This is a genomic window from Succinivibrio dextrinosolvens (assembly GCF_900116345.1).
GTDB classification, from domain to species: Bacteria; Pseudomonadota; Gammaproteobacteria; order Enterobacterales; family Succinivibrionaceae; genus Succinivibrio; species Succinivibrio dextrinosolvens_B.
In genome coordinates, this window is sequence record NZ_FPAH01000050.1 from 1 (window position 1) to 16,947 (window position 16,947).

General features: G+C 35.6%; 14 protein-coding genes. 9 read left to right on the forward strand and 5 right to left on the reverse strand.

The genetic code is table 11. From position 1 onward, the window contains the following. Positions 1 to 194 precede the first annotated feature (194 nt). The 5 genes from BM308_RS11500 (at position 195) to BM308_RS11520 (ending at position 6,751) form a co-directional block, all read left to right on the forward strand. Entirely contained in the window at positions 195 to 1,634 is a 1,440-nt protein-coding gene (locus BM308_RS11500; RefSeq protein ID WP_074945031.1) for an ISAs1 family transposase, read from the forward strand. Between the two features lie 203 nt (positions 1,635 to 1,837). Continuing rightward, positions 1,838 to 3,157: a sugar phosphate nucleotidyltransferase gene (locus tag BM308_RS11505; protein ID WP_074945366.1), complete on the forward strand. Its 1,320-nt coding sequence runs from the start codon at positions 1,838 to 1,840 to the stop codon at positions 3,155 to 3,157. Between the two features lie 291 nt (positions 3,158 to 3,448). Then, positions 3,449 to 4,429, forward strand: a complete 981-nt coding sequence (locus BM308_RS11510; protein WP_074945368.1) for a type I phosphomannose isomerase catalytic subunit — start codon at positions 3,449 to 3,451, stop codon at positions 4,427 to 4,429. A gap of 69 nt (positions 4,430 to 4,498) precedes the next feature. After that, entirely contained in the window at positions 4,499 to 5,035 is a 537-nt protein-coding gene (locus BM308_RS11515) for an NUDIX hydrolase (RefSeq protein WP_074945369.1), read from the forward strand. A 48-nt stretch (positions 5,036 to 5,083) separates the two neighbouring features. Further along, positions 5,084 to 6,751 (forward strand): phospho-sugar mutase, encoded by a 1,668-nt coding sequence (locus BM308_RS11520; RefSeq protein ID WP_074945371.1) that lies wholly within the window; start codon positions 5,084 to 5,086, stop codon positions 6,749 to 6,751. A 96-nt stretch (positions 6,752 to 6,847) separates the two neighbouring features. On the opposite strand, the gene BM308_RS11525 is transcribed toward BM308_RS11520, so the two are convergent. Further along, the gene (locus tag BM308_RS11525; protein WP_074945373.1) at positions 6,848 to 8,119 is read right to left on the reverse strand and encodes an AAA family ATPase; all 1,272 of its coding nucleotides are present in this window, start codon (positions 8,117 to 8,119) and stop codon (positions 6,848 to 6,850) included. A gap of 420 nt (positions 8,120 to 8,539) precedes the next feature. On the opposite strand from BM308_RS11525, the gene BM308_RS11530 reads away from it, so the two are divergent. The 3 genes from BM308_RS11530 to BM308_RS11540 all read left to right on the forward strand — a co-directional run bounded on the left by BM308_RS11530 (position 8,540) and on the right by BM308_RS11540 (position 10,205). Further along, on the forward strand, positions 8,540 to 8,857 hold the full coding sequence (locus BM308_RS11530) for an HNH endonuclease signature motif containing protein (RefSeq protein ID WP_074945374.1): 318 nt from the start codon (positions 8,540 to 8,542) through the stop codon (positions 8,855 to 8,857). A gap of 260 nt (positions 8,858 to 9,117) precedes the next feature. Further along, complete coding sequence (locus tag BM308_RS11535) at positions 9,118 to 9,933, forward strand: toll/interleukin-1 receptor domain-containing protein (protein ID WP_074945376.1); 816 nt, start codon at positions 9,118 to 9,120, stop codon at positions 9,931 to 9,933. Between the two features lie 59 nt (positions 9,934 to 9,992). Continuing rightward, positions 9,993 to 10,205, forward strand: coding sequence for a hypothetical protein (locus tag BM308_RS11540; protein WP_074945377.1), 213 nt, complete (start codon positions 9,993 to 9,995; stop codon positions 10,203 to 10,205). A gap of 202 nt (positions 10,206 to 10,407) precedes the next feature. Here the strand turns inward: BM308_RS11540 and BM308_RS11545 are convergent, their stop codons facing one another. The 4 genes from BM308_RS11545 to BM308_RS11560 form a co-directional block, all read right to left on the reverse strand. Then, positions 10,408 to 12,477 (reverse strand): IS66 family transposase, encoded by a 2,070-nt coding sequence (locus tag BM308_RS11545; protein ID WP_074945379.1) that lies wholly within the window; start codon positions 12,475 to 12,477, stop codon positions 10,408 to 10,410. A 278-nt stretch (positions 12,478 to 12,755) separates the two neighbouring features. Beyond that, positions 12,756 to 13,106 (reverse strand): IS66 family insertion sequence element accessory protein TnpB, encoded by a 351-nt coding sequence (tnpB, locus tag BM308_RS11550; RefSeq protein ID WP_074945380.1) that lies wholly within the window; start codon positions 13,104 to 13,106, stop codon positions 12,756 to 12,758. Between the two features lie 2 nt (positions 13,107 to 13,108). Continuing rightward, positions 13,109 to 13,741 carry a hypothetical protein gene (locus tag BM308_RS11555; protein ID WP_074945382.1) on the reverse strand — a complete coding sequence of 211 codons (633 nt, stop codon included), beginning with the start codon at positions 13,739 to 13,741 and terminating at the stop codon, positions 13,109 to 13,111. 441 nt (positions 13,742 to 14,182) lie between these two features. Further along, positions 14,183 to 15,787 carry an AAA family ATPase gene (locus tag BM308_RS11560; protein ID WP_074945383.1) on the reverse strand — a complete coding sequence of 535 codons (1,605 nt, stop codon included), beginning with the start codon at positions 15,785 to 15,787 and terminating at the stop codon, positions 14,183 to 14,185. Positions 15,788 to 16,739: 952 nt separating this feature from the next. Between BM308_RS11560 and BM308_RS11565 the strand changes: the two genes are divergently transcribed. Continuing rightward, positions 16,740 to 16,947, forward strand: a 208-nt coding sequence (locus BM308_RS11565; RefSeq protein ID WP_177214452.1) for a POTRA domain-containing protein, incomplete at its 3' end; no start/stop codon positions are given.

The following is a 16,947-nucleotide window of genomic DNA, read 5'->3' on the forward strand; positions in this document are numbered from 1 at the left end:
TATGGCGCCAACACCATTTGAAGCTTATCACAAAAGCTAAAAGTGTTGGTTCATAAAATTAATATAAATTAATCAGTTAGTTAGCCTACTGATTTTGCTCTTTCAAAATGTGATTCAAAGATCAAAACTTTTGTTGAATAATTAATATTCTTAACTCTGAAATCTAAAGTAACCGATTGATAAGAATAGTAATTATGTCAAACGAAGTATCTCCTGCTGTAAATTTTCTTGAAGGCGCATCTTTTCTTCAAAGAATTATTGAGCTTAATCTCAGTGATCCGCGTAATCCAGAGAGGATAGTTTATCCTCTGTATGTAATAGCTACTGTAGTACTGTTAGCAAGATTATCTGGATATGAAAACAGTCATGAGCAGGTATTGTTCTGGAAAAAGCATGTTAAGGAACTTCAGCAGTTAATCTATGGATTAGGGGATAAAGTCGCATCTGAGCAGACTATCCGAAGGGTTATAAGTATTATTGATTCCAATGAACTGGTAAAGTTTCTGACGGATTACTTTGTAACTCACAGAGATAATTCTGATAAACCTATTGGCTCAATAGCCTTACAGGACAGAGAGATTGTTGCTGCAGAAGGACAGAACATCAGAGGTACCAGACAGAGTAAGAATGGCAATGATGAACGTAAGCATGGTGGGTATGACGTTGTCAGCCTTTATTCATCAACCTATGGTTTAACCTTGAGTCAGACTATAGTAGATAAGAAAAAACATGAAGCGGAAGCAATCCTTTGCATGCTTAAAAAGGTCAACCTGCAAAATACCATTCTTACCTGGGATTCCCTTAATACAAGACCAGGTACGATATCTGCCACCGTGGATGTTAATGCAGACTGTGTTGTGGGACTAAAATCCAATCAGTCCACTCTTGAAGAGGATGTCAGAACCGCCTTTGAATTTGTCGACAATGGTAAATACAAACATGAGGTTCTGTCTGCAATCAGAGTTCTTGATGAGCACGGCAGAATTGAGACCAAGCAGATAGATATCCTTGAGATGAAACATGTAGTAAGGTCTGAACTCAGAAAGAAATGGGCAGATGTCCATTCTGTCATCAGAGTAAGAACAGTCAGACACTTCAAAAGTTCAGATGTAACACTGCAGGATGAAGATAGATATTTCATCAGCTCAATTGTTCCAGATGGACTTGATGAAAAGTTCGCTGAAACCATGCTTGATATTATTCTCCAAAGATGGGGAATTGAAGCCAGACACTGGGTAATTGATGTTGTATTCCGTCAGGATGCTCTTCCTTTGAGAAATAAGGATTACATTACTAACAGCACTGCCTGTACCAAGCTCGCATGCAACGTATTAAGCTACATCAGAGAAAATGTTCCTTATTATCAGGGGAAAACATGGTCATTTAAATCTTTACAGATTGTGGCACAGGATGCTGAAGTAGGATTTATGTTCTTAAAAGCCTTCTTTACTCAGGATATGTCTCAAATAGAGAATGACGAAAGATTCATCGGTCTCTTTTACAAACATCCTGAATCGACAGGAAATGATGTCCCTGATGATTTGGAGAACAGTGGTTTTCAATCCAGTATCGACGACGATACTCCATTAGAGAAGTTTGCTAGGACCAGAAAGAAAATCAAAGCGAAGAAATAGCTTTAATCTTGAATCAAATTTTGAAAGAGCAAAGCCAAAGTTAGTGAATAACCTTGGGACTTTGTCGTGCCTGAAAAAAAACAGGCATAACAAAAATTTTTATTTCAGCAGAAATATCTGCTGATACGGTTAAATCTAGGTCCAATCGATTTTTAGATCATGATCAGATCGTGTTGGCGCCATAATTTTATTATAGGATTCATATGAACATAATTCTTCTCTCCGGTGGCAGTGGAAAAAGACTCTGGCCACTCAGTAACGATATCCGTTCTAAACAGTTTATCAAGATCTTCAAAACACCTGATGGTGAATATGAATCCATGGTTCAAAGAGTCTATCGTCAGATAAAGACAGTTGATCCTGATGCTAATGTTACCATTGCCACCTCAAAATCTCAGGTATCCTCAATTCATAACCAGCTTGGTGATAATGTAGGAATAAGTGTTGAACCCTGCAGACGAGATACATTCCCTTCAATTGTTCTTGCATCAGCATATCTTCACTATGTAAAGGGGGCAAAGCTGGATGAGGCTGTGGTTGTCTGTCCTGTTGATCCATATGTCAGCGATGATTATTTTATTTCATTGAACAAGCTATGTGAATTTGCAAAGAATGATACTGCCAACCTTGTACTTATGGGAATTAACCCAACCTACCCATCCGAGAAGTACGGCTATATCATGCCTACATCTAAAGAGCTGGTATCCAAGGTTGAGAGCTTTAAGGAAAAACCTGATGCAACAACTGCTCAGAAATACATCGATAACGGCGGACTGTGGAATGGTGGTGTCTTTGCCTATAAATTAGGTTATGTCCTAAAAAGAGCTCATGAGCTGATTGATTTTACAGATTACGCTGATCTGTTTTCAAAATACGAGACTCTTACCAAAATCAGTTTTGATTATGCTGTTGTTGAGCATGAAAAGGATATTGCTGTTCTTCGTTTCAGCGGTGAATGGGCTGATCTTGGTACCTGGAATACACTTACTGAGGCAATGGAGGAAAATTATGTAGGTGATGTTAGGTTTGACGATACCTGCATGAATGTTAATGTTATTAATGAAATTGATGTTCCTATTCTTGCTATGGGCCTACAAAATGTTGTTATATCTGCGTCTAATCAAGGAATTCTTGTAAGTGATAAAGAGCGTAGTGCGCATATTAAGCCGTATGTTGAATCTATCAACCAACAGATTATGTTTGCGGATAAAAGTTGGGGAAATTACAAAGTAATAGATGTTGATACTCAAAGCTTAACTGTTAAAGTAACTTTAAATCCTGAACAGCATATGAACTACCACTCTCATGACAGACGTGATGAAGTATGGACTGTAATTTCTGGCTCAGGTAAAACCATTGTTGATGGTATGGAACAGCTAATAAAGCCTGGTGATGTTATTACCATGGCAGCAGGATGCAAACATACCGTTATAGCGGGGAAAGACGGACTGCAGCTTATTGAGGTACAGCTTGGTTCTGAAATCAGTGTTAATGACAAACACAAATATGAATTACCTCTTTAATACTTTTACGAACGATTTGTTTTCAAATTGCAAGGTATAAAGAGTAATGATTCAGAACTAATGAACAAGGTTCATTAAAAAGCCCCAAAAGACTAACAAAGCAATGTCTTTTTCTAAGTTGTTAAGATGTTTTGTTAGTTTTAACAAAAGCAGTTATTTCATAATACATAGATAATTGAACAAACTGAAAACAAAATAATTCAAATACAAAAGCGAATAATACATGCTGTATTAAAAACAATAATAAATTTATAAGTTACAAATAGAGAGGAGAGTTCAAGGTAGTTTCGTATGAAGAATAAGCCTTTTCTACTAAAACCTGCGGCCAAGGACTATCTTTGGGGAGGAACCAGATTAAACGATGATTTTGGAAAGAATATCAATCTGAATCCTCTTGCAGAGACCTGGGAGTGCTCAACCCACAAGGATGGATCTTCTATTGTTGTAGATACAGGAGAGTCTTTAAACTCTATTCTTAAAAGTCATACTGAATACCTTGGCACTCATGCTCTAAGTGCAACAGACGGTAGGGCAGAATTGCCTATCTTAGTAAAACTCATTGATGCCAAATCCGATCTTTCTGTACAGGTCCACCCTGATGATAATTATGCCAAAAAGATAGAGAACAGTCTTGGTAAAACCGAGATGTGGTATGTCATAGATTCAAGAGCTGATTCAGAACTTGTTTACGGCTTCTGTCAGGATGTGACAAAAGAGCAGGTTAAGAACAGTGCTACTGACGGTTCAATTCTAAAGTATTTAAATCACGTAAAGGTTAACAGGGGTGATCTCTTCTTTATTGAACCTGGTACTGTTCATGCGATTGGTGCAGGATGTCTTATTGCTGAGATACAGGAGTCGTCAAATATTACCTATCGGCTTTATGATTATGACCGAGTCGATAAGAACGGTAACAAGCGAGAGCTTCATCTTGATAAGGCTTTAGATGTAATAAATCTTAAATCATCAGCATCACCAAGACAGCCAATGAGAGTTTACAGATATCAGAGTGGCTGTGCTCATGAGCTTCTGTGCCGATGCCGTTATTTTCAGGTGGAAAGAATCATTCTGAATACTGAAAACAGAAAGCTTGCTGTATATAAGACTTTTTCAAACAGCTTTCATTCTCTTTTATGTGTTGATGGATGTGGTGTTTTATTTGGAGAAGGCATAATGATCCCTTTCTTTAAAGGAGACTGTATTTTTGTTCCTGCAGATAGTATTCCATTAAAACTGCACGGTAAAGCTCAGCTTCTGGATATAAGCTGTTAGCCAAGATAATTTACCTGTGTTAGCATTACTAACAGTCTTTAGATAATCTTCATACAATTGATTGTAACCATGTGGCAAACCTTAAGAACAGAAACTGTATTTGACAGTCGCTTTGTAAAACTTCATAAAGACAAGGTCAGACTTCCGGATTCAAAAATTATTGAAGACTTCTATACAGTAACCATTCCAAATGCTGCCATGATATGTGCTCTTACTGATGATGGTGATATCATCCTTAAAAAAGAATATCGCTATGCCTGCAGGTCTGACATTATAGAATGTCCTGCCGGAATGATTGAGAATTACGAGAATGATCCTCTTGAGACTGCCAAAAGAGAGCTTTTAGAGGAAACAGGATATACATCTGATAACTGGAAGTATCTTGGTGGTACACGTGAATCAACCTCTAAACTTACCAATACTATGCATCTGTTTCTGGCCGAGAACTGTGTTAAAACCACTGTGCAGAAGCTTGATGATACTGAGTCTATTGAAACTTTAAAAATACCTTTTTCTAAAGCCATTGATATGGTTATGAGCGGTGAGATTGTATCAAACAGTACTGCTCATCTGATACTTAAGGTAGCCCGCTTGAAAGGTTTATAAATCTAAAATGTAAAAGGTTAAAGAATTAGAAATTAAGGATTAGGATAAATGGATATTAAAGCTGAATACAACCGTTGGCTTGAGAATGTTGAAGATAATGAGCTTTTAAATGAGCTTAAGTCAATGGATGATAGTAAGATAGAGGATTCCTTCTATCGTGATCTTGCCTTTGGAACTGGTGGTCTTAGAGGCACCATTGGTGCAGGCACCAACCGTATGAATGTTTATGTGGTTGCTAAAGCATCTCAGGGCCTTTCTAATTATCTTTTAAGTAAATATGATAATCCATCAGTTGTAATCGGTTATGACAGTAGAATCAAGAGCGATGTATTTGCTAAAACTGCAGCTTCTGTATTTGCTGCTAACGGTATTAAGGTTAATATCTGGTCAGAGCTGCTTCCTGTATCTACTGTAAGCTATGCTGTACGTAAGCTTAAGGCATCTGCTGGTGTGATGATTACAGCCTCCCATAATCCAAGTAAATATAATGGTTATAAGGTCTATGGTGAGGATGGCTGTCAGATTACTACAGAAGCCGCATCAGAGATTTTATCCTGTATCAATGCACTAGATATCTTTCATGATATTAAAAAGTCATCCTTTGATGATGGTATTGCAAGCGGTAATATAAAATATATTGATGATTCTGTTCTCTCCTCATTTATCGAGGAAGTAAAAAAACAGTCAGTTCTCTTTGGGGATGAGATCAATACTGATGTATCTATCGTCTATAGTCCTTTAAATGGAACCGGTCTAAAACCCATTACCAAAGTATTATCTGAAACCGGCTTTAATAATGTCACTGTTGTAGAAGAGCAGAGAAATCCTGATGGTAATTTCCCAACCTGTCCCTATCCTAATCCAGAAATTAAAGAGGCAATGGCTCTTGGTATTCAATATGCCAAGAAACATAATGCTGATCTGCTGCTGGCAACCGATCCTGACTGTGATCGCTGCGGTATAGCTGTTAAGGATTCTAATGGAGAGCATCAGTTACTGTCAGGAAATGAGGTTGGTCTTCTGCTGTTAGATTACATCTGTGCTCAGAGAACAAAACATGGCAAGATGCCTAAGACTCCAGTATTTGTTAAAACCATTGTGACTATGGATTTAGCAGAGAAAATTGCTTCTCATTATGGAGTTTCTACAGTTAATGTTTTAACAGGATTTAAGTTTATTGGTGAAGTTATAGGCAGACTTGAAGCTCAGGGAAGAGTAGCTGATTATATCTGTGGCTTTGAAGAATCCTATGGCTATCTGACTGGTTCATATGTTCGTGATAAAGATGGAGTTAATGCTGCTTATCTTATTTGTGAAATGTTTGCTTTCTATAAGAGCAGAGGAATAAGTCTTTTAGATAAGTTAAACGAACTATACAAGACCTATGGATATTGTCTGAATACTCTTCATTCATATGAGTTTGATGGTTCTGCAGGTATGGTTAAGATGAAGTCTATTATGGAGAAGTTCCATAAAGGATTATCTTCAATTGCTGGATTTAAGGTAGTTAAGACTTTAGATTACAGTCATGGTTTAGATGGACTGCCTGCGTCTGATGTTTTGAAGTTTATTCTTGAAAACGGTTCTGTTGTAATTAGACCTTCTGGTACTGAGCCAAAGCTTAAGGCTTATATAAGTGTTACTGCAGAGAATAGGAAAGAGGCTTTGAAAGTTGAGAAACAGATCTGTGAGGATTTGGAAGGAATGTTTAAGTAGATTTTGATTTTTTTGAAATCTAATTGAAATGATTTGTTTCGTTAGTGAAGAGAGAGAATTTATATAAACGGTTTCTCTCTCAGTTTAGAACACAGATTAAATCTCAGACGGATAGTCGAAATCCCCATTGCAGATTTTTTCTCTTAGCAATTTATCACTACGGATTTTTTGTTTCCTTTCTTTATCTCCAAATAACTCTGTTACTGGAGTTATTTTAGACATTTCGTAACGATTCTTTCTTGTGAATAAAATTTGATCTCTACGTAATACATCAAAATCAAGCAATGCAATATCATTGGCTGAAAAAATTAATTGAGCCCCGTGTGGATTTGTTCTAGGATCCTTGAATAATTCAATTATTCTACGTGTTATCGATGTGTGTATTTGTGAATCAAGCTCATCTGCAAATATTGTTAAACCGTTTGAAAGTGCATCAAATAATGGACCAGAAAAGGCTATTATTTTTTTTGTTCCTTCTGATTCTCGTTCTTCATGATCAAAATTAACCTCACCTAATTTATTTCCCTGATCATCGTAATAGTTATGAATCGTATCACCTTGTAATAAAACTTTATCTTTAAACTGTAATAGAGCTTTTCTTTGATCTTCTGTAATACCAGGAGTACCTTCCCTTAAAAGATCACTTACTTTCTGTTGAGTAACTATTAAGTCTGAAAAACCAAGTTGGTTTCGTTTAAAAAAATCAATGGCTTTTTGTGACTGTTCCGATTTATCAATTAGTTGTGTCAAAGAAAATCCAGCGTAATATTCTGGTTTTGATCCTGATACCACGCCACTATTTTTAAAAAAATTGATTATTTTCTGTGATATTGCTCCATTTAGTTGCGCACATAAAGATAAGAATAGACGATTTGTTGCTGTTGCTTGAATCTTGTCTTTTCCTTCTGGAAACAGCTTTTGAGAATAATCCAATTTGTTAGCATCTCTAAAAAAAAGACTGTATGTTTTTTGTCCAACTTTTTGATGTTTTAACCATTCTTTTTTAATTTCGTTTGAATCATAGGAAAAACCATATGTATACCTAATATCTGAGTCAAAGAATTCAATTTCAAATTTAGTTGGAGCGTTGGAGGATGCTTTATTTAATAGGAAAGGATCAAAATCAAGTTTCTCGTCTGGGTTTAATTTTACTGAGTTGAGAACGAGCTTTCTCATTTTTTTATAAGCAAAAATTATATTACTCTTTCCTGAAGAGTTTGGTCCAAATATACCTAGAACAGGAAGAATTGAAATGTTATCTCTTTTAATTAAAGAATTTTCTTGCCCCTTTATTGCAGTAGCTATAAAACTGATTGAATATTCCTCTTTGAAGGATCGAAAATTCTCTACAGCAAATTTTAAAAACATAGTCTATGAATAATTGTCGTATTAATTAATATAAATAAAATTCATTAAGAAAGAATATGAAACAACTTATTTGTTTGATAATTGAAATAAGTATTTTTTGAAGATGAATAATCGCATTACAAATGTTATTTGTATTTTTTTATATATTATAACGTTTAAATTAAGAATAAAGCATTCTAGATCTCAAAATTTTAAAAAAAATAAAAAAAATATATAGGCACTTGAAGAAGGCTGTTTGTTGAGATATCATCATAAAAGAAACCCGATACACGCCTATGTATCAGGTTTCCGCGGAATCACGTGCATTTTCCGGGCTCATGCCGTTGATGCCAGATTTGTGATTCAATGTTTATTCGCAGAATCATTGTATCACATCAATTCTGTATTTGAGCCCGTTTTTCATACATAAGGATAACATTTATGTATACAGAAGAAATAATTAACGCTGTTTGGGCTAAAGCTGAATTTGTTTCATATAGCGCTGAGCTCAGTGGTTTTAGAAAGGATCAGTGTGGCGCTTGGATACAAAGGTGGGCTTATGGCGATCGTTCTAGCCCTTATGGTTGGGAGATTGACCATATTACTCCTTTATCTTACGGCGGAGATGATAATGTATCTAACTTGAGGCCTTTACACTGGGGTAACAATGCAAGCCGGCAAGATGGTAGATTGGTCCCTTATATCACATCTGAGAATAATTACAACGTTTATGTGGGCTCTAATAATAAGGACTCTTAATCCATAAGATTAAAAAGGTATTTTTTCTTGAAGTTAAAGTCCATCTATTTTTTTAGATGGACTTATTTAGAATCAGTTTTGTTGCGATTAATCGTGATTATCTACGTGCTTTTATATCATTTGATATAGCTTATCTGTTAGTTCTATTCTGGTATTGAACTGTTTGGGATTAAAAATTTTTATTTCAGATAATTATCTATGAGAATAGAATCCATAAGCAGCAATAGACTGTCCCATAAATTCCAATAAGGAGGTTTCTGATGGGAAAACCAATTATATTTATTTCTCATACTCATGAAGAGAAAGAATTAGCTATTTCTTTAAAAAATTTAATTGAGGAATCTTTTTTAGGTATAACTGAGGTGTTTGTATCTTCGGATAGTGATTCTATTAAGCTTGGAAGTAAGTGGCTAGATTGTATTACTTATTCTCTTAGTAATTGTGTAATTGAATTACTTATTTGTAGTAGTAATTCTATTTCTAAGCCATGGATAAATTTTGAAGCGGGGGCTGGATGGATAAGAAAATCTTGTAAAGTGATTCCTATATGTCATTCTGGATTATTACCTGAATCATTACCTCTTCCTTTGAATCTTTTGCAAGGTATGGTTATTTCTGAAGAGTCAAATTTACAAGAACTTTTTAATATTATTTCAATTGAACTCAAATGTAAAAGACCAAGTCCTGATTACAAAAGTTTTATTCTAACTATAAGAGATCTAGAAAAAAAGTATACATACGGTTATAACATAAAGACTAATCTTGATAAATTTCTTGATTTTATTCGTAAATACTGTTCAATTGAGGTTAATGATGGACTTGGGAAAATTAAGTTTGACAAGAATATAGCTTTTCTTGATTTGATAAAAAATAGTGCAAATCTTCCTAGATTCTTAGTTAATTCTGATTGTCTTGATGCATCAATAAATGATTGTTTAAATTTTCTAGATAATCAAAAAATACTTCAAATAAAATTTAATGGTTCCATCTTTGGTCCTGACGGCTATTCTAAATATTTTTTCATAAAAAAATTAGAGCACTTTGATGAATCGCTAAAATTTTATTTGGATGAATAGATTTTAAACTTTTGTTTGAAAAAGTTCTGCTTTGACCAAGAGTTACGAGCTTCATAATTATGCTTGATGATGTTGTAGAGGGAAATTATGGCACTGCCTGGTGCTTTATAAATATAGCAGATCCTTTTGTTGTATGGGATGCTTATAGGGGAGAGATAATTTCTTCAGATTACTATCATGAAGGAAGATCAATCATTAGTCCTAGAGCTGTTTCTGTTCTAAAAAAACTTACTTCTGAAGAGCCTCTACAAAAAAAACGTTGCTACCAATGAATTACTTTTAGAATCTGTACGACAGACTGTAAGTAATTTTCCCAAACCTGTTTTTTCGCACTTTTAAATAAAGCTTTTGCTAATCCCAGGAACGCGTTCCCGGGGTTTAATCATGTATCTGGGATTATTCCAACGAACGCGTTCCCGGGATTTAATCAGGTTTCTGAGATTTCCAACAAACGCGTTTGTTGGATTGGCAGGATCAGATCTTGATTATCTGATATTTATTGAATTCAAAACCTTCTGACAGGGATACCATATCCCAGGTGAGGATTTTCTTTGTCAGAGACTTACCTTCTCTGATGTAGGCTGTCCATTGCTTTTCAATACAGTACTTATACAAGTCTCTGCAGTAAGTTCTTAGCCAGCCGTACACATCGTCAATACCGTTTTTCTTGGCACTCATGAATACGCTGTAAAGCATACATAAATCCTCCATATATGAGATTGTAGCCTTCCAGTTTGCATTCTTTCTGAATACGGTAATCGGTCTTATTGCCTGTTCAACGATATTAGTGTCAGGTGGAACCAGCGGATCATTGAGGAATTCTTTTATAAAAGGTCGCTGCTGATACCAGTAAACACAGGCTCTGGAGTAGATATCTCCTTTTTTACCAACCAGGCTGGTATTATTCTTGTTTGATACCATATGACGCTTAATCATCTCTTCCATGACAGTATCTGCATTCTCCAGAAGCTCACGGGCTTTTTCTCTGACAGAGTTTATCTGTTCCAGATAGTCATCTTTTGAATAGTCAACACTGTCCTCTAGGGCATAGATTTTATTGATAGCGTTGAATGCCGAGTAAATCAGATACTTGTCTGATGCTTCTTCTATATCCTTCATAACAAAGGCTCTGCATTCCTCATCATCAAGGACATCTAGCTTTTCACAGTAATTCTTAAAATCAAAGGCAACTATCAGATATCGTCGCAAATGGACCAGACAGTGCTGCAGTTTTGCTCCCGGATGCTCATCCAGCAGTTGCTCATATCCACTGAAGCCATCAGTAACCAGCGTCTTAAATTTATAATCTGGAGTTATGACTTTTCTTATGGAATCGAAATTTCGTTTTTCCAGATAACCGTAGGCGGTAAACTGAACCTTGGCATGAACCGGTGCAGCCATACTCAGAATGTAATTGGACTTGCTTACAGTTACCTCCTCAGTTTTTCTGTCTTTACTCTTTCTTGAGCCCTGGGATTCAAGACAGTCAAAAGGAGTTCCATCCAGTAACAGTACCGGAGCTTCCTTTGCTGCTCGTATGATGCCGTCATATAAAGGCTTGATGTAAATGCCTACGAAATCATGCAGGTTATAGCTGATGGTGTCATTACCGATTTCAAACATATCCCTGATTGGTGAAATATAGTTATTCAGCGCCATACCTCTGCAGATAAAGTCAGAACAGCCTAACATGTAATCTATTCCGATTTCTCGGTTAGGAATTACTGGTACATCCTGATTATCAGCAATGGCAATTGAGACCTGACCACACTTTTCGCAGACCTCAACTTCATGGATATTCTTAATAACTCCCAGAATCTCGTTAAGTTTATGGTTGGCACCGATAACCTTGTCTACAAGCTTTCCTGTCTCATAAGGTACAGTGTTTCCTCCACAGGATTTGCAGACATGACTTTTTAACGATGCGGATACGGTCCTGGTAGTTGCTCTGTTCTTTGCAACTCTGCCTATTGATTTCTTTTTGGCTTCATCTTTTCTTGCAGGTTCAACAAAGGAATTTATCGCAGCTGCAGCCTTACCATATGTGGTCTTATCAATTCCAGCCATTGCAGTTACAGCGTCGGCTATGGTTTTAGCTACTCGGTTAATACTTCTGCCGGCATTTTTTATTGAGCCATTTAGCTTTTTGGTTGCAGCTTCTGCTTCATCCAGCTTCTTTTTACTGCCTTTGACGTCAGAGCCTTTATTAAAAGGCGTCTGATTAAACAGGCTTCTGGCATTCTGAATCCATTCCACCTGTTCTGCGAATGCAAACTCAATCTGCTCTATAAGATTCATAGAGAGTACATCATCCAGCAGAATCACTCTCTTATTTAGATTCTGAGTAAGTTCTGATACCTGTCTGAAGCCTTCAGCGGTAACTTCCTGAACGCCCGTTAACTGCTCTTCTAGCATTACGTTCTTTTCATTACTTTTTTTAAGTTCTTCTTTCGTGGTATCTAATTCTGACTGGGTTTTCATGAGCATAGCAATAAGCTCTTCTCTGCTCATATTTTCCGGGTTCAGAATCTTACTTGTAGACATTAGTCGCCTCTGATTACATTATTATCTGTAATATATTTTACCTTATTAAAAATACTCTTTAAACCGCATCAGATTGCGGTATAGAGCCAAATAGAGCGACTTTAGTTATGCTGTAATAGGGGGAGATACCTGAGGTTATTTGGAGATCTCGGTCGATCTGAATCGATCGATACGAGGTATTTTTAAGGAGAGGTATACCTGCCAATTTCTTATGCAAAAACAGGCTGTTTTTTTATGATTATTTTGTTTTAAATCTGTGAGTTATCTCAATAAATAATTTAGCCTTTAAGTACAGAGGTGCGCTTTATTTCCAGAGGTTCTCCATCCAGATAAGATTCCAATTCTTTTACTGTTAAAGGTTCTGCTGCAGGACCATTAGCTCGTGCCAGTAATAACTGAAACTTGTTCTGGTGAAGCTTTCTTGTAATCAGCAGATTGCCTTTGGAATCAGAGTAAATGATTTTGGCTATGGAGCGTTTTTTTGATATAAACACTACATAATCCTGTCCTTTATTTATATCAATATGCAGTAATTCTGCTGATATTTGTGCCAGACGATAATATCCGAAGCGTAAATCGAAAGGCACAATCACCAGTGTTATCCTTCCCTGACTGAAATCAATTTTCATCGTCAGAGTCTCCCCAGTGTAGCAATAATCTGAGCAACAGAATATTCTGGATTGGAACTTTCAAAAGTAATCGATGTATTTTTTGATAGATTCACGTTTACTGTTACAGTCTTTGATGGCAATGGAGCTGAGAGTTGAACTGAGGATGACTTTTCCTTTTGTTCAAACTGTTCCTGACTAAGCGTAACAATGTTTACGCTCTTATCTTGAGATTCTGTATTCGTCATTGGTTCCCTCTCCTTCTTTATTTTGTCCATTTTTCTGTAAAAAGCACTGCGTCCGCATTTCATAGTTCCTCGAATTCTCTTTTCAAAGAAATCATTCATTTTTAAACCGGACCTGAGCATATCGTCATAAATGGAATTCCATTTCTTATAACTTGCTAAGCCTCGACTCGATTGAATATACCCATCAACTCCATCCTTTTTTATTTTTCGAAAATGAAGCCTTAGGGTTGATAAAGACGGCATATATCCAGAAGGAAAAAGCTCCTTAATAAGAGAAGGGAAAACACTTTTGTAGAACGAATAACAGGAGAGTTTTGATTCTTCAAAGCGCTTGTAAATTTCAATCCAATCAATTGTAGCTGTGAAGGATTGGTACTGAGCTGTGATTTTTATGTTAGGAGTATCCATGTCAGACCTTTTAGTAAACAAAATCGACATGGATATTCTGAAGCTTTATGGTGAGGTTGTCATTTCAGGTTTGGGAAAATTACGACTGTAACTGGTCAACCTAAAGCAATTGACGAATTCGTCAATTGCTTTAGTTAGACTAGTTACAAAACAATAGCATTTCTCGGTATTATCCACTTAAATTCTCAGACAACTTTATAGAGCAGGTCTTTATCGGCCCAAAAAATGTATCTTTAGAAAAAGATATTTGTGATTATTTGAAATCTAATGGAATTGACAATGTAAAAATACGCAGATCTTCTGCATCATATAGATAAGTGGCTTCTTCACGTTAAATGATCATGCATTTCACGCTTTGGGATCATCAATTGATTAATACATCTATCAAAGGAGGGCAGGGCCCCTCCTGAGAAAGTGCTCCTTGGACAAACCGATATATCGTTACTCCTTCAGTAACTTAAAGAAAGAAATGCCTTTTTTCTTTGAATTTATGACAACTGCAATTCTATTTATTCTTTTTATAGGTAATATTTCTCCATATTTCTTTTCTTTAAGCTGCAAAGAAGCTTCATTAAGTAATACTTCATCAGATTTATTTTTAGATAACTTAAATTCAAAAATAAATCTTTCATCTGGAAGTTCAACAACAAGATCGGCTCTTCCTTTAGCTCTAACAACTTCCTTTCTTGTATACAGACCTCCTACACATAATGCAAGATCAACGAAGTCTCTACAGTTTCTTTCGTCTGCAAAGGCGACTTTGTTGTCGTATCCAAAATTATTTAGAATAATATTGAAATGAGCTTCCATATTTGAATAATTGTGCTCTGCAAAGTCTGCTCTTAAAACCTCGGATAAATGGATATCATCAACTCCGATCTTCTCTTTCCTAATTTCCATTAGATAAAGTTTAGCAAGTGCAGACTTAACTTCTAGGTTAGGAGGAGATAAAACTAGCTGATTCATTTTATAAAGCTCATTGTATTCCTCTCTAATTGTCAAATATCCAGTCTGATATAAAAGACTTACAGTAGGAACTTCAAAGTAATCGTAGAAAGTATTTAAATCATCTTTAGTAATCTTTACTCCAAGCAGAGACTCAAGTGGAGTTTCTTTGATACTTCTAAGATATTTTGCAATAATTGTTGGATATGCGCCACCTGTTTCATACCAGTAGTTTCTAAATCCATTTTCAGGGTGTAAAAGAAAACTTAAGCATGACCAAGGATTATAAACCTGTTTAGAACTATCCTCGGTCATTCTATAGCCATCATAGTAATTTTTTAGCTCTGTATATATCTGTTCATATGTGACATGCAAAAGTTTTGCTGCGTTACATACATGGTCATTGAAATAGAAGCGAAGTTCTTCTTCAGTATATCCAAGAAGTGCCGCATATTTTGCACTCTGAGAAATATCTAATAGGTTGTTTAGTTGTGAAAAAACAGATGCCTTAGCAAATTTTCCAACACCTGTCATAAAGAAAAAACGTAATCGACCAACATCTGACTTGATGGCCCCAAAAAATCCGCTTAAATAGTTTCTAAGTGATGAAAATAGCTCTTTATCATCTAGAGAATGAGTTAAAGGATGATCATACTCATCAATTAACAGCACAAAAGTATCTGTTGGTACTGAATTTATGATCATTGATAAGGTTTCACCTGCTGACCGATTATCTTTGCGTTTTACTACAGGTAGTTTGTACTTGGAAACATAGTCCAGAAGTTTCTCTTTTATTCCTCTATCAAATGATGCTGGATCATCATAAGTGAGTGATGAGAAGTCTAGTCGAATAACTTTATATGTATTCTGTTCTTTCCAAAGTTTTTCTATTTTCAGGTCTTTAAAATACTTAGTTCCATTAGAAAATATTGATTCTAAAGTTGATAAAAGAAGAGATTTACCAAAACGTCTTGGTCTTGTTAGGAAATATGGAATCTTTAATCTAGCAATATCATAGATTAAATCAGTCTTATCAACGTAAATCATGCCTGAATTACGCAGTGATTCAAAGTTTGTACAGGCATATGGTAATTCAGCCATATTATTCTCTTTTTTTGTATATATTACAAGTAATTATATTGTTATTTGCTTTGTTATAACAAACAAATAATAGAAGAATAATTATAAAATTATCTCATTGTTTCCAATTATCTTTCTATAAAGAGAGTAGAACTATTTGCTTTTACCCGGATTGTTGCTCTCGATCTTATTAACTATCATCTTTTAAATCATGATTTAAATTAATACCATTCACTCAGGAAAGTTTCTTTTGCATACAAACGATTCTACTCTCAAATCTCTTTATAAAAATGTTGAATTGTTGCAAAAATCGTAATATCTATTTCAAGCAGTATCAAATAAATAGGATTTTACGAAATAGACAAATTTCAAAGCTCTCTGCAAATATAATTATAAAAGAGTCTCGATTTAGCAGTTATCGTGAGTGATATAAAAGGCTAAGCAGAATGCTCTCCGTATATTTGCAAACCTGTTATATGATATTCTGAACACAGCGACGATTTGTTCAAAAAGCTAAAAAATGTAATTGTCCTCTGTATGCGTCCATTGAAATATCTATTGCCATAACATAAATACGCATACATTGTGAAGACAGGTGCATCGTTTGCTTATAGGGTATTTACTTAAATCATGCCCCTCAGAAGATACCATATTACTTGATGAATATCATCCTATGTATTTACCTTTTTCAAATATATCTAATTTAAGTCCATGTCAACCCTTTTGACAATGTACTTTTCTGTTTTTTTATCCCTTATAAATCAAAGTAATATCTGTTATACCCCCTTAATTCTGGAAAAAAATGACCCCCTTACGCGGAAGGCCAAAATTTCCCACCGCATAATTTCCACATTCATTTTTTTTATCCGGGTGCGGAATTCCTAAATCAAAAAATTCTGACTCGTGGCAATGAGTCCTCGGATGTTTGCCGCACCCGTTTTTTTACCTTTATGTGAATTAAGCAGGTATGTTTATGACAGGAATCAGAAAAATTCTTTTAAATCTTGCCGTTGCTGTGCTGGTGGTATTTACCGGCTCTGTATGTGCTCAGACTTTAAACAATGTTGAAGTCAAATCTCAGGTCAGGCTCAGCAGAAGTGAACTTCAGTCGGTGTTAAAACCATACGTGGGCAGGGAAATTACCATTAAGACTCTGCAGAATCTGCTCAATGATCTGACTG